This is a genomic window from Micromonospora inyonensis (genome assembly GCF_900091415.1).
In the GTDB taxonomy this organism is placed as follows: domain Bacteria; phylum Actinomycetota; class Actinomycetes; order Mycobacteriales; family Micromonosporaceae; genus Micromonospora; species Micromonospora inyonensis.
The window spans coordinates 3,033,306-3,055,162 of the sequence record NZ_FMHU01000001.1 but is presented as its reverse complement, the minus strand read 5'-3'; the positions used below and the strand labels follow the sequence as shown (position 1 = coordinate 3,055,162).

Here is a 21,857-nt window from a genome sequence, read left to right as displayed (position 1 = left end):
TGGCGCGCACCCGACTGCTTACTCGGCCTGAGCCCCGACGAGTACCCGAGCGAGTACCAAGCGTGGCGCAGCGAACGCCTTCGTGATCCGGATCGGGCTCTCCATGGTGGGGAGAGCCCGACCGCGCTACGACAACGCGCGATGGAAGCCGTATCGCGCGCCCACGAGGCCGCTCAGCAGGGCGTAGCCCTCATCGTGTCGCACCGCGTCTTCATCGGCGCCGTAGCCGCAAACCTGAACGGTGCCTGCAGCCCGCAAAACACTTTCCAGGCAGCCCGGGACTTCGGACTCGGACCGGCGATGGTCTGGCCAGCCTGCCCTTACACGGACAGTAGGGCCTCCTCGTTGGAGATGATGAACTCCTTCAGCGCATCCGGCTTAAGATCCACCGCAGGCAGCTTGTCGATCGTCACCCGGTCGAGGTGGTAGCCGCCACGCGACGGATCAACGAACTCCTCCCCGGTCCGGGCGTCCTCGTTCAGCTCACGTAGCCGACAGGCGAAGAAGTGCTGGACGGAAACGCCGTCACCAACGGGGGCGGTGAACAGGAACACCTGGGCGAACCGGTCCGCCTCGGCACCGAGTTCTTCGTGCAACTCGCGGCGAAGCGCCGCCTCCAGGGAGACATCCGTCGACTCCAGGCCACCACCCGGCGTTGTCCAGTACGGCGCTTGGCCGGGCTTGATCCGCTTGATCAGCACGAGGCGGTCGTCCTCATCCAGAAGAACGGCCCGCACCGACCTACGTACGATCTGACGCACGACTTGCCCCTATCCGCGCACGGGAATCGCTAACAGTAGGTACCTGTCGCATCTTTGGAGGAACAACGAGGTAGAGGTACCTGATCCAAGCCGCACCCGCCGACGCGGCGCGCCAGGCAGTCGACCCATCTCTCCACCATCACGCTACCCGTCCACCGGAAGCCTCAACAGTCCAACCGCTCCCGAGCACCCACCGAGCACCGGCCCACCGACGGGGCAACGAGAAAGACATCCCAGGAGCTTGAATGTCAAGCAGCAGCCTCGTTGAGGTGATGCGACCAGGCGGTTGCCTCGTCGTACGGGGTGCCGGTTTTGAGGCATCCGTGCAGGATGCCGACGAGTCGGTTGGCGAGCTGGCGCAGCGCGGCGTTGTAGCTGGCGCCGCGGGCGCGTTGCCGGTCGTAGTAGGCGCGGGCGCCCGGGGAGGCCTTCAACGCGGAGAACGCCTGGGTCATCAGCGCGTCGATGAGCCGGTCGTTGTGCACGAACCGGGCCGCGACGGTCCTCTTCTTCCCGGACGCGCGGGTGATCGGGCTGGTCGCGGCGTAGTTCTTGCGGGCCTTCGCCGAGACGTAGCGGGCGTGGTCGTCACCGAACTCAGCGAGCACCCGGGCACCGAGAACCGTGCCCAGTCCGGGCTGGGACAGGATGATCTCAGCGTCCGGGTGCCGGCCAAAATGGGCCTCCACCTGCCCCTGCAGGACCTTGACCTGCTCGTTGAGGGTGGACAGCAGCGCGATCAGCGCGCGGACCGAGGCCGCGTAGGCGGCGGTGACCACGGCGGGCTGGCCGAGGTGCTCGGCGCGCAGCGTGGTCTGGATCGCGGCCGCCTTGGCCGGAATGTCACGCCGGCGGGCCCGTTTGAGGGCCGCGCTGATCTGCGCCAGGCTCAACCGGGCGGCGCTGGCCGGGTCCGGCGCCTTCGCCAGGAGTTCCAGGGTGTCGGCGGCGTCGAGGTCCTCGAACGCGGCGAGGGCGGCCGGGAAGTACTCCCGCAGCGCATGCCGCAGCCGCTGGCCGGCGCGGGTACGTTCCCAGATCAGCGTCTTGTGCATCCGCGAGACGACCTTGACCGCCTCCGCATCAGCGCTGTCACCGGCCATCGGGCGCAGTTGGTGCGAGTCGGTACGCACCATGTCCGCCAGCATGTGCGCGTCCGCCGCGTCGCTCTTGGCCCCGGACACCGCCAGGCGCTCCCGGTAACGGGCCGCCTGCAACGGATTCACCGGATACACCGTGTATCCGGCGGCGACCAGCGCTTGTACCCACGGACCCCGATCGGTTTCGATACCGATCCTCACCCGCCCGGACACGTCCTCGGCATCGATGTCGTCACCGAGCGCCTGACCGATCATCGCGTGCAGCCTCGTCATGCCCGCCATGCCTTCCGGCAGTCGGGCCTTGGCCAGCCGGCGACCGGACGCGTCCATCACCTCGACGTCGTGGTGGTCCTCCGCCCAGTCATCTCCCACGAACAGCAACACGTCTCCCACCTTCCGAGCCGATCACCTTCGGTAGCCAGGAGGAGAACCATCAGCGACCTAATGAAGCAGTGCTCACGCCGCGACCGGGCGGGCACGACATCCCATCAGCGATCAACTCTCCACACCGACCGACAGCGGCACGCTCTTTCATCAGGACTCCACGTCCAGGCACCACGAGTGCTCGCCTGCCGGCGGCTACCTACCCACCAGGAGTTTGCCGGATGGCTCACTCCCAGAACTCATTAGGCTCCGACCCAGGGTGAAACCCCAGGTCAGCAACGCGGCGCCGTCTTCGAGGCGCACCATGGTGCGCGAAGATTCGGCGCCGGTTGCTGGTTGTGGTCCGGCTGTGTTCGGGCGGATGGTGGTGGGGTTCGTCGTGGTCGACCCCGAATGCTCTGTGGTGCTGATGAGCCTGTAGGTCAGCATGGTGGCGGAGGGCTTCCACGGGAACCGTGGATTGGTGCCAGTGAGCCCGTGCGTCAGACTTTCGAATCTCCCTGCCCTCCCCGCGACGGACGCTGTGGTCCGCGTGTGAGGAGGCTGGTCATGGAAGTCGTTCACGCCCGCTGTGCAGGGATGGACATCTCGAAGAAGGACGCCAAGGTGTGCGTCCGGATCGCTGGGGCTGGTCGTCGTAAGACGACCGAGACGGTCACGACCTGGGGGTCGATGACCAGCCAGATCCTCACGTTGCGTGAGCACCTGGTCGATCAGCAGGTGACGTGCGTGGTGATGGAGGCGACCAGCGACTACTGGAAGCCGTTCTACTACCTGCTCGAAGACGCCGGCTTCGAAGTCATGCTGGTCAACGCCCGGCATGTGAAGACGCTGCCAGGACGCAAGACCGATGTAGCGGACGCGACCTGGCTTGCCCAACTCGGTGCGCACGGCCTGGTGAGGGGCTCGTTCGTGCCGCCCGAGCCGATCCGCCAGTTGCGGGACCTGACCCGGACACGTGCGGCGATCACGAGGGAACGTGGCCGAGAGGTCCAGCGGCTGGAGAAACTGCTGGAGGACGCCGGGATCAAGCTGTCCGCGGTCGCGTCCGACATCCTCGGGGTGTCCGGGCGGGCGATGTTGGAGGCGTTGATCGGTGGTGACAGGGACCCGGCCGCGCTCGCGGATCTGGCCCGGCGTCGGCTCCGGTCAAAGATCCCGCAGCTGACCGAAGCGTTGAACGGCCGCTTCACCGAGCACCACGCGTTCCTCGCCCGTGTGCACCTGGACCTGATCGACCGGCATACGGCAGCGATCAACATGCTCACCGAGCGGATCGAGGTGATGATGGAGCCCTTTCACTCGTCGTCTCCTGGGTGCTCGACGTGGTGCCGCCAGCGGTGGCGGGTGTAGTCCGCTGGTGGCGGGGTCGTTGCATCCACGCTCGACACCCCGACGGGATCAAGTCGCCGGCCCTCGTGGTCGCGAGTCGGAGTGGGCTGGTCGAGGAGAAGAACTCGGAGGAGGCCGGCGACCGGGACAATGATGCGGGTGCCGGCCCGGATCAGCGGAGCGGGGAAGGTCTCGGTGGCGGCGAGGCGGTAGGCCTGGGATCGGCTGATACCAAGGACGGCCGCGGCGGTGGGCAGGGTGGTGGCGGCACCGAGCGCGCGGATCCGCTCAGCGGTCCACGGCACCTCGGTAGGCGGGTGTGGGCTGGTCGGTCGGGTGTCGCTGCTGGGAGTGGTGTCGGCGTTCATGGTTTGAGGTCTCCTGACTGCGATGCGAACGGTTGCGGGATAGACGAGCTGGTGGTCTTGGCTGTGGAGAGCTCCGGTGTTGCCGGTGACGTCCTGCCCTCGGCCAGATCAGGTGGTTGCCGGGCTGCGGTGGAGGACGTCGGATGCCGTTCGGCTTTGAGGATCTTCAGCAACTGGGAAGCTCTCTTGTTGGACACGGTGTGCCCGGCAGCGCGTAGTCCTGCGGCCAGGGCGGCCCGGGTCAACGGCTGCCCCTGCGCGGCGAGACGCTCCTGAGCGCGCCGCGCGGCGGGAAGCAACTCTTCGGCGTCGTTGGGGTGGGCGGACGGTCTGCGCCGCGACGACCGAGCTCGGCGGACCGGTCCACCGGAACGGGGACGCGGACCGTCCGGCCCGTTGTCGGGGTGGCGGTCTGTGGTGTCGGGGACGGTCCACGCGGGGAGAGACCGTTCTGCGGGTAGTGGCGTGGACGGGGCGTCGCTGTCCCCGCCGGACCGGACGGGGTCGATGGTGGTGGAGTGGTCCGCCGACTGGTCGGTGGGTACGGCGGTTCCGGAGTGGGTGGGAGTGGGTGTGGCATCGGTGTAGCCGAGGGCGATCTTGACCATGACCAGGAACCCGAGCGCCGGCACGGCCGCGGCGATCCAGCCGATCGGGGACTGCTCGGCCTCCACGACCTGCGCCGCTAGCGACAACGTCACCGCGCACGCCAACACCGCCGCCGGAAACACCACCGACACCCCAGCCCGCTTACGACGACGCAACTCCAGGCCGGAGGCGACCGACATCAACTCCAACACGATCGCGTCCGCCCACGCCAACCACCCCGGCTGACCATAAGCGGCAGCCACGTTGTGGACGTGGGTGAAGCTGGCCGCACCAGCCGCCCCACCGATAGCCAGCATGATCACGACCTGGAGGACACCCTCGGCCCGATTGCGTGCCGGACCCTCGTCCGGGTCAGCTGGTGGCGTCGTAGCGGACCACCTCCCCGGACCGGACCACACGCACACCCAGTCCACCAACATCTCGCCCGGACCTGACGAGCGGACGTGCGGTCCCGACATACCGGTCCGGGACCATGAGCGGACCGGTCCACACGAGGACCGGGGACCGACCGGACGGAGGACGGGACGATACCTCTGCCCGGTCCCGGTCAGGGCTGTCCGGGTCTGTCACCGATCTGTCAGCCGCCCACGGTGAGACGCTCACAGACCAGTGACAGGACCACCGAAGGTCGGTCTCGTACGCGGACCGCGCGGGGACGACGTCCGGCAATCTGTCGTCGATCACGCGGCCTCCCCGGTTAGGTCGCGATCGTCGATAACCCACGCCGCCAGGTCGACGAGCGTCTGCCGATGTCCGTTCCCGCCGACCACGGCCCACACCGCCTCAGCCGGGCACAGACCCGCCGTGGCGGCGTGGTCGCGGGCACCGGTGGCAACCGGAACCAACGGCGACGTCTCGGCCAACACCCGGCGCAGGTTGCGCTCCCGGGCCGCGGAGTGCAGCCAGAACAGCACCGGCCACACCCGCCCCACCGTGCCGAACCACTCCCGGTAGCCGACCAGCTTGCGGACCAGCACCGACAACGGCTCACCACCGGTGTCGAACTCCAGGAAGAACGGCACCACCGTGCTACCCGACGCCCACAGGCCGTAACCGTCGGGGCGTACCCGAGGCTGATACGCGCGCACCAGAGCCGGATCCCCCGGCCTGGTGAACAACCCCGACCGCTGACACGCCGTCTCCGACAACCAGTCCCCCAGCCGGGCATCAGGATGGGTGCGGGCGTAGCCGGCGAGAGCGGTGAAGAAGCCGTTCACCCCGAGCCGATGCTCCAACGTGCGGCTCGACGTCCACCGCCGCCGCTCCACCCGAGCGTGATCACGCCGAGGCGGCCTCTCGTCCCGGCCCGCGGCCACGACCTCCGCACCGAGCTGGTCGATAACGTAGTGATACGGGTACGAGCCGCCGTCGGCGCGCTGCGGCCGAAACCGCGCCACCAACCGCAACCGGTACAACGCCCGCAGCCGACGCTGACAGAAGTCGAGAGACGGGAACAGGGCGTGCGCGATCTGGAACGACGTCAACACCCCGTGGTCGTACAACCAGCCCAGCAGCACACGGTCACGGCCGGTCAGCTGGGACTGGACACGAAGGACCGGATCATCCACCGGCTACCACCTCCCTTTCCGGTACGGAATGCCAGCCCCAGGGGGAGAGACCCGAGACCAGGACGGGTCTGTCGCAGGACAAGCCGACCGCGTCGACAGCCGGACTGACCTGCGGGGTAAGACGGAACAGGGGGTCCGTTCCGGCGTCTGGTTGAAGACTGACCTCAACACGGACGCCAACCCGGACCCCGCAACGGGCACTGAGACGGGATCTGTCACCGCTATCGGCACCAAGCCGGAGCGCAGAGACGAGATGCACGAAGAACACAGCAACTCCTTGATCGAAGAAGATGAGAAAGCTCGAACGTCGGGACGCCGTAGGTGTAAGCCGCAGGCACCGAAAGACCGCGAACATGTGCACTGTGGAGTTAACAACGAACACGCCGACCGACGCACCAGCCGACCAGAGAACGGACGAGGACAGCAACGACCGACACGACCACCAGAAAGGCGGTCGCGGCAGCGGAAACAGCGGTAACAGGTGCGGCGAGCAGGGCGGCCTAGCGCCGTGCCGGCAGGGGATTGTCTCAGCCTGGGACAGATACTCCGGGAGCCGTCGACATCACGACCGTCCGTAGGGCGTCGACTCAACCCGCCGGAGAAGAATCCTTCATGGCGAACCCCCTGTCACCCAGAACCATCGACAGCCCGCCCACTCCCGAGCCTCGAACAACCGGCGACGCCCCCATAGGAGCATCACCACACCGATCGATCGGACCCAGCGGGCAGACCCGCCACTCGGCCGTCTGCCATACCAGTACGCCTCCGCCGGCAGCCCCTGTCAACCAGCATCACCAGCAGTCGATCATGACGTTTCCGGACCCAGCCGGACGCAGTAGCACCCGCTTACCTGTACTTGTCTCCAGTGGGACGGATTCCCGGCCGAAACAGGCAGAATAATCTTGGCCAGCCGGTCCAGATATCTCACATTACGAGACGACGCTCTCGCCGACAGGCCAGCCAAGGGCCACGTCGCCGTCTCCCAGCCGCCAGAATTGCATGTCGGGTTCGCCAGCGGCAGCAACGGCGGACCGCCGACGAGGCCAGCCTTGACGCCTTCCCACCTACCGCGCAAAGGCTTCTCAACCGATACGCCTTCGCCCTCGTCCTGGTCTGGACTACTTGCTCAACACGCCGCGACCCCACCCACGGACGGCGAGATCCACGATTAGGCGGTTCCACGCCCAAGCCCTCTCATGTCGATAAGCGGACGTCGATGACTTCGACTGGGAGCTTCTTGAGGCGCGGAACCGGATGAGGTTGCGTCGGGCTGACCACTTCTCAACGATCGCCCTGGCTCTCAGCCGAGCGGTCCTCCCGGCGGGCGTCTTCGCGGTAGGACCGGCTCAGCCCGTCGAGCAGCGTGCCCGATCGAGGCCACCGCCCGCGTACACGGTCCGCCGCCGCACTGTACTTCTCGGCGAGCGCGCGCTCCTGCGCTCCGCCGTCGTAGACACCGCGGCTTGTGACGCCGCGCTGGTTCATCCTCGCGACAGCGAGATGCTCATCGATGTCTGCGTCTCCGAGAATCTCGAGGACATCCCGGACTGGCTCGCTGGGCCACGTGCCGTCCTCGTCTGCAACGGCGCCGGACAGCGCATCGCCCAGAACGACGGGCAGCACCCGGGCGCGGCCGGACGCGGTGAGCATCTCGCGTACTGATTCCACCCATCGCAGCATGTCGTCGGTGGTCGGCAACTGCCCGTCAACGGAGCCCGGGAGCGGGGTGCGCCATTCCCGCAGGACCGTCCAGGCCGCGCTAAAGGCCTGTGACGACGCCGCGTCGTCCCTCGCCTCTTCGTCGGCTAAGTTCGCGCCGGTGTCCGGGTCCGGCCGGTGCATCAAGGACACGAGACCGACGAAGCGGGCGGGATTGCGGGCGAGTTCTCGGTGCAGGGCTCTCGGTATGCGGCTGTGGTCGAGAAGCGGCTGGTAGTACCACTCGAGGTCTGCGAGCAGCGTGTCGTCCGCGCCTGCTTCCTCGGCACGGTCGAGCAGACGTCCGACCGTGTACTGCGGCGATCGCACGCGCGAGATGTCTTCGGTCGCTGCGAGGGCCGGTGCCTTCAGTGCCTGAACGGCCAGGTCGAGGTCGGCGCCGAAGCCGGCGTGGCTGAGCAATTGGATCGCGGCCCAGGCCCGGCCGCGCTGGAGCAGGCGCCGCGCGACAGTTGGCGTCAGGTCGTCCGGAACTCCCAACGGTTGCATGTCGCGCCAGAACTCGTCTTGTGTGTCCGGCTGCAGGCCGTCCACGAGCGTCAGCAGAGCTTCGTCGATTGCCGCGGTCCTGCACAGCGCTGCGGCCTGCGCGGGCCTGGCGGCTGCCGTGGCAACGAGCCAGCCTGCGTCCTCCCGCTGCCGGTGCACCGCCAGGCCTGCGGCCATCGCGTGCAGGGGCTGCGACGAGCCCGCGAGATGCTTGAGGACCGCTGAATCGTGGTCGGTCGTTACCGAAGCCAGGGCGTCGCCCACGGCTGCCGGATGCTCGGACGCCTCGGCCAGGCGAAGGACCGCTGGAAGCCCTTCGCTGAGGCAACGTCGAACCGCTTCGGCCCTCGCGGACGCGAGCGCCTCCGGATCAGGGTCCTCGCGGTCGAGGTTGAGCCCGCGTCGAAAGGGCAGCCATGAGAACAGCTCGGCATCTTCGGGGTGGCTCCCCGGGAGGGCGTGGGTGTCTAGAAACGCCTCAAGGGGCTGGAGGGCTTGGTCGGGCAGCGCCCAGCCCACGTCCGGGTGCCGGCGGTGCATCGCGACCCTCTCCGCGAGGCTGGCGAGCACGGTGCGACGGCCCTCCTCCTGCAGATCGGGCCAGGCGGTCTCGGCCGCGTCGAGTAGCACGAGCCTGCCGGGCTCCCGAAAGCGGTCGACGAGAGCGAGGGCGGCGGCGAGCCGGTCCGGGTCGGCACCGGCATCATCGGCGATGCGTGGGGCCAGGGCGTCCAGTGCGTCGACGATGTCGTTGACGGTAGCGTGCGGCGGCCGCGACCAGTCCCGGAACTTCGGGCCGCTGACCAGGATCATCCCTCGGTTGGCGTGGCTGACGAGGTCGAGTTCGAGCCGCCAAGCCGCCATCGGCGCGACGGTCCGAACGGCGTCGACCGCAGCGATACGCGTCGCCGCATCGCCCGCGCCCTGCGGAATGCGCAGGTGCAGGGCGGTAGCGAGAGAGGCGCTGGGCCGGTTGGCGAGACGCCCGCCCGGGTCCCGGTCGGCGAGGCGGCCGAGCACGACAGCTACCCGAGACAGCAGTGCAGGGGACCAGGCGAGGCTCTCCAGCGCCCACAGCAGCGGGGAGTGGGCGCTGTGGCTGCCCAGCCCGAAGTCGTCGGCCGTCTCGGCGAACAGTGACATCACAGGCGGATCGGTTTCGTCGAGGGAATGCTCGACGCACGCGAGGAAGCCCTCGGGCGACGCCTCAGCCAGCAGCGGCAGCAGTTGAGCGACCGCATGCCACCGCGCGGCGTCGGCGCGATGGAGCAACTCGCGGACGACCCGAGACGCGCGCTGCTGACCGGTGAGACCACCGGGGAGTTCACGGTCGCCGACGACCGCGCCGAGGATCGCCGTAGTCGTGGCCATTCCGCGACGTAGCGTGTTGGAGTATCGCCGACGCGGCACGCCGGTCTCGCTGAGCGAGGCAGCGATGCGCTCTCGTGCGGTTAACCCTGAAGCGGGGTCGCTTTCGCCCAGCACACCCGGCGCCAGCGACTGGAACGCATCGAGATCCTCAGCCGTCAGCGCATGGTTCAGGGCGTCCCATGCATCCACCGGATCGGCGAACTCCCACCGGCGGTCTCTCAAGAGCAGCGGTGCGTCCTCGCCTGACGTCAGCGTACTCAGATCCCGAGCGGTCGCTCGCCAGCCGCGGTCGGTCAAGCTCTGCAGCGCTTCTAGGTCGCCCTGGACGTCGTCGACCCAGGCGCCGGCGAGCAGGAGCGGAGCGAGCAGGTTCGCCGTGGTGTCCGAGGCCCAAGGCGGCTGCCGGAGCCAGCCGGGCCGGCCGATGCGCCGACGCAGCGATGCCAGACTCCGTCTCGCCGCCCGTCCATACTCGCCGGCACGGTCATGGCCGAGCCCGGCGGCGATCCATGCCTCCCTAGCGAGGTGCCGGTGCAGCCGTGGAAGCAGGACATCAGAGCGCCGGCCGGCGCGCGGCAACACGACGTGGTGACCGGCGCGGAGGGCGTCGCCGATCTCAGGCTCGGCGAACACCGGCACAAGCACCATCCGGCGCTCATGAGCGACCACCCGCCGCCATGCCCGCACGTCCTCGACAACCAGAGCTCGTTCGAGAAGCGCTTCGAGCTCAGCCGGCGCGCCGCTGGCACGCGCGAGCCCCATCGCGGCGTCGCCCTCCTCCGCGGCGGACGATCCGACGGGCTCGCCCGGCTCCGCATCCGCAAAAGCACCGACGGATTCTTCTGTCCCGCCGGGCGCGGCCACCGGCGAACCTTCGGACGTCTGGCGCGGCGTCGTGGCCTCGTCCTGCGGCGGCTCTGCCATCAGACTGGCTGCAACGAACGCCACAGACTCGTCCCGGCTCGCCGAAGCCACCACCTGCTCGCCCGGCTCGGCGCGGAGCCGGTTCCGGAGGCGGCGAACTTGGTCGTCGCGGCCCGCCAGTAGCAGCGCTGCCGGGATGGCCGGCTGAGTGCGCTCGGCCCAGTTCCGATACCAGTCGCGAAGACCGATCACGCCGTGCGGTTCCCGCCCGAGCTGCTCGGACGCCAGCCACCGATGCACTCCAGGGCACAGCGCGAGCCACGCGGCAAGGTCTTCCGCGTCGAGCACCCGGATACCCGCCCAGCCATCGTCGTCCTTCGTGCGACGATCGACCCAGTCCTGCGAATCGGGCCACCGCCGGCTCGTCACGAATACGAAGACGACACCTGCACGCTCGTCCCGGGTGGACCCGTCGACCCGCTTCCGGTAGTCGCGCTGCGCCTTGTCCTGCGGGTCACGGCCCGTGCCCAGCTCCCAGACGGAACGGCCCGGCGGCACGAACGGTGGCGCGCCGGGGAGGCTCATGACCTCGCCATCGAGGCCAGGCAGCCCGACCGCTTCGGCGGCGGGCATGCGGAGTGCCTCCGGAGCGGTCACCGCGAAGATGAGGCGCCGAACCAGCGTCGGCAGGTGCTCGCGCGAGTCGTTACGCTCAGACCATTGTTCTAGATCGGTCGCGGTCAGCAACTCGGTCATCGGACCTCCCATGCCGCCTCAACATAGGACATCCGGACGACATGTGTCGCCGCCGCAGCCTGTGCCCGCGTCACAACTGCGGTCCCAGACCGTAACCCCGCTCGAGGCGACGCTGGCCGCGGCGTATCCGCTCATGCCGCTGACCGGGCGCGGCGGGGAAGCCTTGCCGTGGCACGCGGGGTCGCGCTCGTGCCAGGCAGGCCTCTCACCGCTTGTCCGGCAGACTTACGGGTGGGGGTTCGGGGTGTCGAGGATCAGCAGGAACCGGGCTTTGGCGTTGCTGTCGGTGAGCGTGAGCGTTTCGTCCAGGGCCGCTTGTGTGGCCATCGTCGGTGGCGGTGTGGACGTGTGGCAGTGTTCCCAGCCGGAAACCATCTCGGGCGCCACCCCGAGGTGCTGAGCGAAGTCGTGGACGGTCATCCGGAGGGCCTCCCGTAGCGCGCGAGTCTCCCGTCCGGTCCACCGGCCGACGACCACCGTCCCGCACGGGCAGTCACCCGTCGCCGCTTGAGAGGCCCAGGTGGCGGTCCGGCCAGCCCGGCGCTGGCGTTCCTCGTCCCGCGCCTGCGCCTGCTGGGTGTGGAAGTCCCGTACCAGCGCGGCCATCTGGTCGAACGCGGCCAGCAACGCCCCTCGCGCGTCGACCGCCCGGTCGGCGTCCTGCCAGAACCGGCGAACGCTGGCGTCCCGCCCGATCTCGGCGTTGGCAACCGAACTGCGGGAGTAACAGATGCTCTTGGCAAGCTGCATCTGCGTCAGCCCCCGCTCGGAACGCCACGCCGCCAACCGCCGCCCGAGGTCCCTACGCGCCTCGGCCACCTGCTGCTGACTGATCAGCCCCGGCAAGCGCAGACCGGACGGATACCGGCCGTCCACGGCCGGGCGCGTGACCCGAACATTCGTCATCGGGCCCACCGATCGGGAAGCCGGTACACCAGGCGAAGGCCGGCCCTGGTCGACGGCACACCGGGTCCAGCCGCGAGGCGGTCCCGCGCGACGTCCGACGGGGTGATGAGCACTTCGACGGGCCCAGCGAGGACCGCGACAGCGCCCGTCGTGTCATCGTGACGGACCAATGCCGTGACCGTTTCGACGTGAACGCTCACGGTCACCCGCACCGCCGCTCGGGCCGTGATGACCGGACCAGCCGCCGTCGCCACCGATACCGCCTGGCCCAGGTCGGGGCCGGGAGCCGGTGAGGTCCAGCCACTTGGTCCTGGTTCCTCCGGGCTCACCTCAGGGTCCTGGGCGTGTCCCTTGACGATGAAGAACCCGAGGTCGGCGTTGGTCGATTTACGCAAGATCTCCCGCAAGGCCGTGCGGTACGGCTCGAACGGCCACCGATGCTCCCCGCGTTCGAGCTTGCCGATGTAGCGGGCATCCACGGCACTGCGACATCCCGCGTGGGCGTGGGCATGGGCATTCACCGCGTCGGCCAGCTCCTGCCGGGACATCGGCCGACCCGACCCGGACGGAGACAGCAGCGCCAGCCGTGCCGCGCGAAGCAAGTTGTTAGGCCCCGGTTGATAGGCCACGAAGTTTCTCCCGGTTCAGTTCGCCTGCCGCCTCCATGGGCCTCCCGCAGAGCAAGAGAACAGCATGCTCAGGCACGGGACGACGGAAGCGGCCCCGCGACAGCCATGGATCGGTCGTGTCAGCGGACTGCTCCTGTTCCGCATGCTCAGCCGGCGGGTTCCGGACACGACGCCAACCGAAGCCACCGCCCGAGCAGGGACACCTTCGTCACGGCGCACCATCCGGCTGGCACGCTGCTCGAAGCTCCCGCCGCAGGACTGTGAGGCTTCAGACACGGACCTGTCGGTATGCCTTGATGGTTAAGGGACAGCAGAGCCCGCGAGTGCCCTCCTTCAGAGCACGTGATGATCGACGAAGGTTCAGTGGTCGCGGCCAAGAAGGATGTGCGGATACCCCTTGTTGACCTGCTGGCCGAGCGCGATGTCGAGGGAGGCGATGAACTCGTCCAGCCGTCGGGTGGCATCACCGACGTCGGCGGCCTCCCCCTTGAACTCGAACTCGACGAAGTCACCGGCGTCCACCACATGGTCGAGGACAACCTCGACGTCGGAGAGGGTCCACGCCTGGCGGGTCTTATCGACCGTCACCAGGGGTCGGAAGTCGAGGGCCGCCAGCAGCAGGCGAACGGCCTCGACGTCCCCGACGGAGGACTCGTACTCGTCGGCGTGGGTTTTGATGACGGCGTCCAGGGGGTGCCAACGCTTGAAGTTGATCGACGCTCCGTGGTCCTCGGTACGAACGCGGAGCCACTCCGAGATCGTGTCGGGGGCGAGGAAGTCGCGGTGCGGTGCGTTGTAGTAGGCGTCGACCTGCCGGGTGGGCTCAGCGGGCTTCGCGCCGAGCTCGGCGAGCCTGGCCTTGAGGGCCTCGGCGTCGGGCAGGCTGTACTTCTTCTCGACCTCGATGTAGCGCACGGTGTAGTTCCTATCAGTAGGTGTGCGGACTGGCGTGGAGCACAGCCCGGATCTGGGTGATGTCGTCGGCCTGGAGCGGGTGGTCGAGGCTGGCAATGATGGTGTCGATCTGACTCGCATTGCGAAAGCCGACGAGTACGGCGGCGTCCGGAGCGTGGTGCAGCGCGTACTGCACGCAGAGGCGCGCCATGGCGGTAGGGCTGGGTCCGTACCGGACGCGGAGGGGCGCGAGTCGGGCGTGTAGCTGCCGGCGGTTGTCCGGGGTGAAGGCCGGGTCGGTGCTGCGGTGGTCACCGGCGCTGTACTGCCGCTGGTTTGCACTTGTCTCGGCATGTAGCAGGAGGCCCTGTCCGAGGACCTGTTTGATCAGGACGCCGACACCGTGACGGTGGGCGAAGCGGAAGATGTCGGTTTCGTGGTCGGCGTACAGCGGGCTGAGCAGGTTGTAGCGGGCGGTGAGGACGTCGGGGCGTACCTGGTCGAACAGGTGCAGCCAGCGGCGCGTTTCGGCTGCCTGCGGTCCGTCGGTGACAGCCCACTCTTCGGCGAACCGGTGTGGTGCGCGCATGCCGACCGCACGGATGACCCCTTCGGTTCGCCAGGTCCGCATGAGGTCGACCGCGTCCGGCAGGTAACGGTCGTGCGGGCCGAAGTCGCTGCTGTGCAGGAAGTAGATGTCGAGGTGATCAGTGCCGAGGTTGTCGAGGGTGGTGGCGAGCTGGGCGCGCATCTGTAGGGGGTGGTAGGCGTGGCGGGCGGTGCCCGCGAAATAGCCGACCTTGCTGGAGATGGTCAGGTCGTGGCGTGCGGCAACGCGGAGAAGCTTGCCGAGCAGGCGTTCGGAGTGGCCGAGGCCGTAGACGTCTGCGGTGTCGTAGAGCGTGACGCCCCGTTCGATGGCACGTACGAGTCCGCCGAAGGCGGTGTCAGGATCGACGCCGTCCCAGCCGATCGGGGTGCCCCGGTTGGTGGCGGGGCCGCCGATGGTCCAGCAGCCGGCCCCGATCGCGGAGACCTGCGCTTTGAGGCCAGCGAGGTGGCGGTGTGGCATGGGGTTCATGGGCCGGGTCCGTTCAGGTGCCGCACGGGTCGGCTGCGTTGATCAGCTGCCAGCCGCGGGTGGCGGTCCATCGATGATGTTCGTGTCGAAGGATGTCCCGGCGGTCGGCTGGCAGGACTGCACCGACCGTGGCGACAACCGGCTCCAGGTCGCTGCGCAGTTGGGTCAGGAGCGCGTCGGCCGCCGCCTGGCATCGGGCGTCGAGGTCGCCGTGGTCCGCAACGGTCGGGTCGGTGCGGGCGAGTTCGTCGAGCATCGTGCCGAGGAGCTGGTAGGCGGCGTTCTTCAGCAGCCGGCGCAGGTCGCGGACCATGGCGTACGGCTGACCGGTGAGGATCTTCTCCAACGACTTGAGGGTGTAGTCGAGGGCGAAGTTCCGATCGATCCAGAGCTGGGAGCGGCGGGCGAGCACGCCGATGCGCCAGTCGGCGTAGCGGGCCTCGACTCGTCCCATTGACGGGTCCGCCGGGCCGGTGAGTCCGGCCGCCTCTGCGCGGCGGGTGTAGGCGGCACCGATCAGGCATTCCATGCCGACGAGCATGTAGCTGATGCCGGTGTAGAAGGGCCGGCCGGTGGTGTGGGCAGCGACCCACTGCTCGTCGCGCACCCCGTCGATGATCTCGGCGACGCTCAGGTCGGGCTGGGGCCGTAGTAGCAGGTCGGTGCGGCCCTGGAAGGCGTACGTCTGTCGTAGCTCGGCGGCGGTCATCAGCTGGTCGAAGGTGATGTAGGTGAACCGCGGTGGTACCCCCAGCGCGGTGAGGGTGCGGATGGCCAGGGCGTTCTGCTCGCTGGTGGTCTCCTTGTTGAAGCGGTCCAGGATCGAGGTCACCCCCGACTCGACGCCGAACAGGCAGCGGCGCAGGTTCTGGTCGACCAGGCCGCGCCACAGATGGCCGCGTTCGAGGTGCCAGCTGCGATCCCGGTCGGGACGGACGACCTGGTCGACCCGGCAGCTCGTCTCCCAGGTGAAGCCCGCCTGGGCGAGCGTGTCCGCGACCTGCAAGGCCCGGGTGGCCGCGTCGTCGCCACGTCCGATGAACTCCTCGTCGACCAGGTAGATCGTCCTGTTCAGGTTCGGGTGCCGGTCGAAGACCTCCCTCATCTCACGCAGGAGCCAGGGCAGCGCGTCGGGCTGCGCCCCGGACCATTGCCCCTTGTGCCCGCGTGGGCAGAACGAGCAGTAGTTGGTGCAGCCCCGCGACGACTCCAGCTGCGCGACGCCCCCGTGGGCGAAGGTGTGGTCGAGTAGATCGAGCTCCGGCCACATGTCGGTCTGCGACCGGTTCGCCACCGTCGCGGTCCGGCGGGAGCGGTTGATCGGCATCAAGGTGCGAGTCTGCGGGGTGCCCCGGAACCCGAGGCCCCGGATTTGCCCGACTTGCAGGTCACCGTGCCAGTGGGCCAGTACGTCGGCGATCGTCGGCTCTCCGGCGCCCCGGCAGATGAGCAGGTTCGGATACCGGTCCAGCAGGATCCGCTCGTTGCGCGCGGTCAGCGAACCTCCGGCGACCACCAGCGGCGGCCGGTCGAGAGCGGCGACGGCATCCAACAGCCGGGTGGCCAGGTCATGCTGACCGAAGGTCACCGACACACCGAGTACCTCCGCTCCCTCGCGGACCCGGTCGACGATGTCGTCCAATCCGGCGCCGAGCTGCATGTCCATCAGCTCGACCTGCCCGATCAGGGTGGACCGGGCTGCCCGGGCCAGGTCGGAGATCGCCAGCGGGAACCGAGGAAGCGGGAAGTGCTCCGGGTGGTACAGCGACGCGAGCAACAGCCGTGGCCGCAGCAACCGCCGCTGTCCTACGGCGGTGATCCGTGTGGTGGACAGCCAACTCTCCGGGTCGGCAATCTCCAGGTGACCGACGGTCCAGTCAGGCCACACTCGGCTGCGATGTGGCTGCCCGGAGAGGTCGGCCGCCGTCCACGATCCTGACGGTTGCTCGATGAGAACCAGCCGACGGTCGAGGGTTCCGGTCACCACCACCGTTCTTTCCTCGCCGACCGCCGAGGTCAGCGCGGCACGCACGGCGTTCGGATCCTCTAACGACACCGCCGTCAATAGCCCGCGACGTGCGGGGATTGAACCGGTGGCATGCGCGTATGCATACCGCAGCCGATCGTGAACGGACGGGGGCAGGTCACGCATCGAACACCTCCGTGACGAGCAGGAATTGCGGGCATGGGCGTGCGCCACCGCCCGCGCGACAGAGCAACGGGAAGAGAAGGGACGGCGAAAGGTGGAACTGGCCGGAAAAGGGGCTGCTCAGTGCGAGATGACGGGAACGAGTCCGGACGTCGCGCCGAGCGATCCCACCAGGTGCACTACCTCGACGTCGTTCAATTCGAGGGAAGGAGAAGCGCCCGGCGACCGGGACCGGTGGTCGTGCTACTGGTGCGCCCGCTCAACCGGCACCTCCGGACGTCGGATCCAGGCGATCATGCGGACGTACCAGGCGGCGAGGTCGACGCGAAGCCCGAGCCGGTACGCGTCCTGGACGGCCTCGTTGAGCATCACGACGAGGTAGAGCGCCAGGGACACCCGGCATCCTTCGTACTCCCGCAGCAGGCGGAGCCGGGCCGGCGAGCAGGGCCATTCGGCACCGCAGGCTCGGCACCGCCACAACGGGCGCATCGGCAGGTGCGGGCGGGGCGGTTCGGCAAGGGTCACCACCGACCGCCCCGCCCGCGCCACTCCTGCGCCAACGTTGGGCAGCCGGCCTGGCCCACCCTCGGCGAATCCGGAGTGGAGTCCTTCGTCCACCGATGGTTGCCCTCGGCCGCTGTGACAACCGGTCCCATCGCCTGGTCGTGAGGCGCGGATCCTGCCGCTGGCCGCTGAGCGGCCGGCACGCCGCCCTTGCCTCGGTTGGGGCGGGCAATCAGTCGGGTCGCGTCATGGGCGTAGTGGCGGCGATGCCGGCCGTTTGATCGTCCGACCTGCCTGGGTGCGGTTGCCTCGCGGCCGAGCAGAAGGCGCCAGGCCTTGCGCAGCCTCTGGGCGGCCGTCGACAGACCCTGCATTCGCCACGGCGAGTCGAGCGGAGCCGGGGCCGGCGTCGGAAACCGTCCGTCGGGCGGGGCGGTGTGGGAAGAGACGTACAGAGTCATGACCGGCTCTCCACAAACCCGGCCGGAGTCGTGATGGTCGAGGGCGGTGGCAGCGTGTGGATGGAGGGCACGCGCACCTGGGCGACGACACCGGTGCCGCCCAGAGCAGGGCCGATCTTGAACAAACTCGGATCGCCGCTTACGGGGCCTTCTCCGGACCCCGGGCCCTGTGTTCTTCGCGGAATCCTGCTGGAGGTTGCACTACGTGTAGGCATGCTCCTACCCCTGTTCCGACAGGCACCGAGAGGGTGAGCACGGTGTCGCGGATCTGGGAGCACATCCGCCCCGCGCCGCACCCGCCTCGGGCCGTTACGTCGACCGGTGTTGACTCCGGTCGGGACACGGGCGGCTCGTTCTGGCTACCCAGGTTTCAGGGGTTTGCCCGGACCGTTCCGCCTACGCGTTTCCTGGGGTCCACGATCGCTTCATAGCGGGAGGGGAGATAGACCCAGCGTGGCAGGTCACGGTGGACCTCATCGTGTCTGAGCTGGACCAATGCCCGCGAGCCGGCGAACGGCGGCTACTCGGCAGGCCGGGTTCAAAGAATCTGCCACCGACGGATCTCTGCGCCGTCGTCGACAAGACCCGCGATCCGATGACGCACCTCGTCGGCAGCGTCCGTTCCGGGACGGGACTTGCGGGCGTTGGTCGCGATCATCTGCAGCTCGCGGAGCTGGCACAGCTCGTCGAACCCTGGCCACAAGGTGGCATCCCAACCGTAGGCGGCGGTGAAGTCGGCGAAGGACGCCCAGCCGGGAGGGTCGAACCGGCGGCAGTGAACAGCGACCGTTGCGATGTCCCACTCCCGGGGCCCGAGCATGGCACCGTCCCAGTCAGCCAACACGGGCGTGCCATCGAAGCGCCGAAGCGCGTTGCGGATCTGCGGATCGGACTGGATCAGGCTCGGACCGTGGGGAAACTGCATCGCCTCCCAGCCGGCAGCCAGCACCTCGAGCCGGTCCATCAGCAGATCCTGCTCCTTGCCGTTTAGGATCTCCGAACGGGCGACGGACCGGGCGATGCCGTTGATCGGTTGCAGGACCGGCAGCGGCATCGGCGGGGCGGGCAGCGCATGCAGGGCACGGAGAAGTGCTCCGAGTTCGGCGACAGTGATCGGGTGGTGGTCGGCCGGGTCCAGTCGCTGCCAGACCGTGACGGCGTGGCCGCTCACCCGCAACGGCTGTGACAGGCCCGGATGCAACTCCACCGTGGGAAACCGCCGAGCAGCCAGCCAGTCCACCACGGCCACCACCGAACGCAGCCGGTCGACGCCAAGGTCACCAGGGGCAATCTTGATCACCACGTCACGGACGGCGTAGACGGCGTTGGTGTGGTGCCGGAGCAGGACCACATCCGAGTCCGAGTAACCCAGACGACGACACACCTCGGCGAGCACCGGTCGGGTGCGCGCCTCGACGAACATGGAGCTCCTAGGGACCGAGTGCAGCGGCTACGCTCCCCAGCCTACGGGCGCGCTCGCGGCACACCTGCACGTAGTCCGTCAACGCGGCCACCTCACCACACCGGCTGCTACCAGGGATCACCGACACCACATCGGCGGCCCTGGTCAGGACGATCTCCGTCCGCTGTATCTCGGGCAGGTCCCCGACGGCCTCGCGGGCGGTTATGGCCGCTTCGGCCGCCCGTCGGTCGCGGGCAAGGCACATCGACCGGTCCAGGGCAATGAGCGCCGCGTCGATCGGCACCGCTGGAGCCGCCCCGTACAGCCGCAACGCCTCCTCCTGGACCCGGTACGCCTCCGCCGTGTCACCGAGCCACGTGTACGTCCCGGAGAGGTACAGCAGCAGCCGCTTCGCCGGGAACCTGAACGCCACATCGGTGTCCTCGTCGCCCGCCTGATCGAACAGCCGGCGCGCCTGGTCGATGGCCGACCGCGCCTGCCCGGTGGCCCCAACCCGGGCCAGAGCCCGCGCCCGGCCCGCTGCCGCCAGGGCACCCGACGGCGAGGCGGTCGGCGTCACCGCCAGCGCCGCCTCAGCGACAGCGACGGTCTGGTGCGGATCTCCGAAGTAGTAGGGCAGCATCGCCGCCTGGGCCCGCACCAGCACCTTCAACCATGCCTGCCCACTGTCATCCGCCGCATGGATCGCCGTGCGATACCACCGCCGGGCCTCGGCCACGTCACCCAGCCGCATCAACGCATCGGCGCACATCGTCGCCAACAGCGCCGCAACCCCCGACAGCCGGGCCTGGACCGCCGCCGGCTGACGCCGACGTGACAGGACCTGAACCTCCTGGCAGTCAGCGGCCAGCCGCGACAACATCACCTGGGGCGAAGCAGACGGATACACCCGCATGTGCTCCCCGGCCGATTCCTCGATCAGCTCCAGATGCCGTGGAGCGACGCTTGCCGATGCCAAAGCCTCGTCCAGTTCCAGTCGGAGCCGAGCAAGACCGCTCACCTCCACGCTGGTTCCCGCACCGGCCAACGGCTGCTCCGCCCCGATGCCCGTACCGGACGCGCTGCTGGCATCCTGCGCCGCGCCCGCGTCCTCGGTTCGGCCGAGCCCCATCGCCGGACGCGGAATGCTCAGGCCGGCCGCGATCCGTTCCAGGACCTCGTAGGCCGTGACCTGCCGGACGCCCTTGGCGATCTCTGCGGCACGGTTGGGTGAGACGCCGACGAGAGCCGCGATCTTGCCATAGGACACACCGCGGGCATGGAGAAACCGGAAGACAGCGGTCACGTCCCGCCGCTGCAGGAACTCGCCGATCGGCCGACCGTTCCAGACTCCCGAACTCCACCACTCGGGATCCACCTGCACGCCCACGACCACCCCGTCCGGACGATCAATCCATCGATCAGCAGCTCAGCGCATCAGCCCCGTGACGGCAAGTCAACATGCAAGCCGGTGCCGACGAACATCCACCACAGGATCGAGGCGCGCCCCGCCACCCGGAACCCCCACGGTGAGCCCTCACGGTGGCCAGCCCACAGTGAGAGGACACCGCGATCCAGCTCAAGCGAGTTCGACGCGCACACCACCTCGACGTCGGGGCAGCTCAGCTTGCAGGCGAAGGCCCGACGCCGCTGACACGACCGACAGCCAGCCCGGCAGAATGACCCCGAGGTGCTGGAACATTGGGACTACCTGGAGTGCCCTGACCATGTTGGGGGATACACCCCTGAGATGGCGTCACCGGTGGCGAGATCCGATGAGCGCAAGCTCGGTGATCTTGGTTGCCATGGGGAAGCCCTCGTACAGAGGGCCCCGCCCATGGTCCTCGATGAGCTGGGACAGCTCCGCGACCAGCTCGGCCTGAAGCGCAGCGGGAGTGGCCTCCCAGCTGCCCTTGATCAGATTGAAGTACGCCTCGTAAGTACGAGAACCTCCGACAGCCGCGTTGTCGAAGACGGGGAAGATTCGGGGAAGCAGAAAGTGACAGAGCTTCGACGGGAACACCGGAGACTCCGACTTCGTCGGCTTGAGCTGGGCGATCACATCGGGAAACGCCCGCACCTGACCCCAGGTCACGCCAGTAATGTCCAGATCTCTCACCGGCGCGCACGACTGGTGCCAGGTTCGGACCAGGTCCTCCCGGTACACCGTGAACCAGCGGGTCACATCGGCTTGGGAGAACGGCCGCAAAGCCTTCCACCTGGTCAACCGGGGCAGCAGCCCCGCCCACCAGTCGTCCTGGAAATCTCCATCAGGATTCTGGGCGGCCAGCACCCTGTAGTCACTGTTGTGGAAGTCGTTCGGCCAATCCGTCTCCGTCTGCCACCACCGGACACCCGAAGCGAAATGCGCCCTGTCGATCGCCAACACGCGCGCATCCTACGACCGGACCGCAAGGCGTCGACCCCAGAAAATGACGCCGACTGCCGCTTCCACTCAACGCCCACCCTCGCCCACAGCCCTCCACGCCGACCCCTTTCACAGGTACACC

The 21,857-nt window shown here is 68.5% G+C and carries 17 protein-coding genes and 1 pseudogene; 3 read left to right on the top strand and 15 right to left on the bottom strand.

Features of this window, described 5'->3' with window-relative positions:
* Positions 1-27 precede the first annotated feature (27 nt).
* A complete protein-coding gene (locus tag GA0074694_RS34190) occupies positions 28-429 on the top strand; it encodes a histidine phosphatase family protein (RefSeq protein WP_141714135.1) in 402 nt (133 codons plus the stop codon).
* Here GA0074694_RS34190 and GA0074694_RS13830 read toward each other — a convergent pair.
* Both GA0074694_RS13830 and GA0074694_RS13825 read right to left on the bottom strand, forming a co-directional pair.
* Positions 321-761 (bottom strand): NUDIX hydrolase, encoded by a 441-nt coding sequence (locus GA0074694_RS13830; protein ID WP_091458029.1) that lies wholly within the window; start codon positions 759-761, stop codon positions 321-323. The two genes, GA0074694_RS34190 and GA0074694_RS13830, sit on opposite strands and share 109 nt — an antisense overlap.
* Before the next feature lie 248 nt (positions 762-1,009).
* The gene (locus tag GA0074694_RS13825; RefSeq protein ID WP_091458445.1) at positions 1,010-2,242 is read right to left on the bottom strand and encodes an IS110 family RNA-guided transposase; all 1,233 of its coding nucleotides are present in this window, start codon (positions 2,240-2,242) and stop codon (positions 1,010-1,012) included.
* A gap of 262 nt (positions 2,243-2,504) precedes the next feature.
* Between GA0074694_RS13825 and GA0074694_RS31620 the strand changes: the two genes are divergently transcribed.
* Both GA0074694_RS31620 and GA0074694_RS13820 read left to right on the top strand, forming a co-directional pair.
* A complete protein-coding gene (locus tag GA0074694_RS31620) occupies positions 2,505-2,666 on the top strand; it encodes a hypothetical protein (protein ID WP_176737899.1) in 162 nt (53 codons plus the stop codon).
* A gap of 128 nt (positions 2,667-2,794) precedes the next feature.
* A pseudogene (locus tag GA0074694_RS13820) lies at positions 2,795-3,571 on the top strand (IS110 family RNA-guided transposase); the annotation flags it as partial.
* Here GA0074694_RS13820 and GA0074694_RS13815 read toward each other — a convergent pair.
* The 13 genes from GA0074694_RS13815 to GA0074694_RS13755 form a co-directional block, all read right to left on the bottom strand.
* A complete protein-coding gene (locus GA0074694_RS13815; protein WP_091458026.1) occupies positions 3,544-3,945 on the bottom strand; it encodes a hypothetical protein in 402 nt (133 codons plus the stop codon). The pseudogene GA0074694_RS13820 and the gene GA0074694_RS13815 overlap by 28 nt on opposite strands.
* A complete protein-coding gene (locus GA0074694_RS13810; protein ID WP_091459142.1) occupies positions 3,942-4,850 on the bottom strand; it encodes a DUF2637 domain-containing protein in 909 nt (302 codons plus the stop codon). Before GA0074694_RS13810 ends, GA0074694_RS13815 begins: the two co-directional genes overlap by 4 nt.
* A 384-nt stretch (positions 4,851-5,234) precedes the next feature.
* Positions 5,235-6,122, bottom strand: a complete 888-nt coding sequence (locus GA0074694_RS13805; RefSeq protein ID WP_091458024.1) for a replication-relaxation family protein — start codon at positions 6,120-6,122, stop codon at positions 5,235-5,237.
* Positions 6,123-7,403: 1,281 nt separating this feature from the next.
* Positions 7,404-11,321 carry a hypothetical protein gene (locus tag GA0074694_RS13800; protein WP_091458022.1) on the bottom strand — a complete coding sequence of 1,306 codons (3,918 nt, stop codon included), beginning with the start codon at positions 11,319-11,321 and terminating at the stop codon, positions 7,404-7,406.
* Between the two features lie 225 nt (positions 11,322-11,546).
* A complete protein-coding gene (locus GA0074694_RS13795) occupies positions 11,547-12,227 on the bottom strand; it encodes a transcriptional regulator (RefSeq protein WP_091459139.1) in 681 nt (226 codons plus the stop codon).
* Positions 12,224-12,775, bottom strand: a complete 552-nt coding sequence (locus GA0074694_RS13790; RefSeq protein WP_141714098.1) for a hypothetical protein — start codon at positions 12,773-12,775, stop codon at positions 12,224-12,226. Before GA0074694_RS13790 ends, GA0074694_RS13795 begins: the two co-directional genes overlap by 4 nt.
* Before the next feature lie 441 nt (positions 12,776-13,216).
* Positions 13,217-13,771 (bottom strand): class IV adenylate cyclase, encoded by a 555-nt coding sequence (cyaB, locus tag GA0074694_RS13785; RefSeq protein ID WP_176737898.1) that lies wholly within the window; start codon positions 13,769-13,771, stop codon positions 13,217-13,219.
* 13 nt (positions 13,772-13,784) lie between these two features.
* On the bottom strand, positions 13,785-14,831 hold the full coding sequence (locus GA0074694_RS13780; protein WP_091458014.1) for an aldo/keto reductase: 1,047 nt from the start codon (positions 14,829-14,831) through the stop codon (positions 13,785-13,787).
* Between the two features lie 13 nt (positions 14,832-14,844).
* Positions 14,845-16,491: a B12-binding domain-containing radical SAM protein gene (locus GA0074694_RS13775; protein ID WP_245714751.1), complete on the bottom strand. Its 1,647-nt coding sequence runs from the start codon at positions 16,489-16,491 to the stop codon at positions 14,845-14,847.
* Positions 16,492-17,223: 732 nt separating this feature from the next.
* Complete coding sequence (locus GA0074694_RS13770) at positions 17,224-17,505, bottom strand: hypothetical protein (RefSeq protein WP_245714679.1); 282 nt, start codon at positions 17,503-17,505, stop codon at positions 17,224-17,226.
* Positions 17,506-18,483: 978 nt separating this feature from the next.
* A complete protein-coding gene (locus GA0074694_RS13765; RefSeq protein WP_091458011.1) occupies positions 18,484-19,368 on the bottom strand; it encodes a phosphotransferase in 885 nt (294 codons plus the stop codon).
* A gap of 7 nt (positions 19,369-19,375) precedes the next feature.
* Complete coding sequence (locus tag GA0074694_RS13760) at positions 19,376-20,743, bottom strand: NsdA family TPR-like regulatory protein (RefSeq protein WP_091458007.1); 1,368 nt, start codon at positions 20,741-20,743, stop codon at positions 19,376-19,378.
* Between the two features lie 360 nt (positions 20,744-21,103).
* A complete protein-coding gene (locus GA0074694_RS13755) occupies positions 21,104-21,736 on the bottom strand; it encodes a hypothetical protein (RefSeq protein ID WP_091458004.1) in 633 nt (210 codons plus the stop codon).
* Positions 21,737-21,857: the final 121 nt, after the last annotated feature.

Coding starts and splice junctions, on each gene's coding strand:
- GA0074694_RS13815 (WP_091458026.1), bottom strand. CDS start 3,945: ATGAACGCCGACACCACTCCCAGCAGCGACACCCGACCGACCAGCCCA.
- GA0074694_RS13810 (WP_091459142.1), bottom strand. CDS start 4,850: ATGCTGGCTATCGGTGGGGCGGCTGGTGCGGCCAGCTTCACCCACGTC.
- GA0074694_RS13800 (WP_091458022.1), bottom strand. CDS start 11,321: ATGACCGAGTTGCTGACCGCGACCGATCTAGAACAATGGTCTGAGCGT.
- GA0074694_RS13795 (WP_091459139.1), bottom strand. CDS start 12,227: ATGACGAATGTTCGGGTCACGCGCCCGGCCGTGGACGGCCGGTATCCG.
- GA0074694_RS13790 (WP_141714098.1), bottom strand. CDS start 12,775: ATGTCCCGGCAGGAGCTGGCCGACGCGGTGAATGCCCATGCCCACGCC.
- GA0074694_RS13780 (WP_091458014.1), bottom strand. CDS start 14,831: ATGAACCCCATGCCACACCGCCACCTCGCTGGCCTCAAAGCGCAGGTC.
- GA0074694_RS13775 (WP_245714751.1), bottom strand. CDS start 16,491: ATGCAGCTCGGCGCCGGATTGGACGACATCGTCGACCGGGTCCGCGAG.
- GA0074694_RS13765 (WP_091458011.1), bottom strand. CDS start 19,368: ATGTTCGTCGAGGCGCGCACCCGACCGGTGCTCGCCGAGGTGTGTCGT.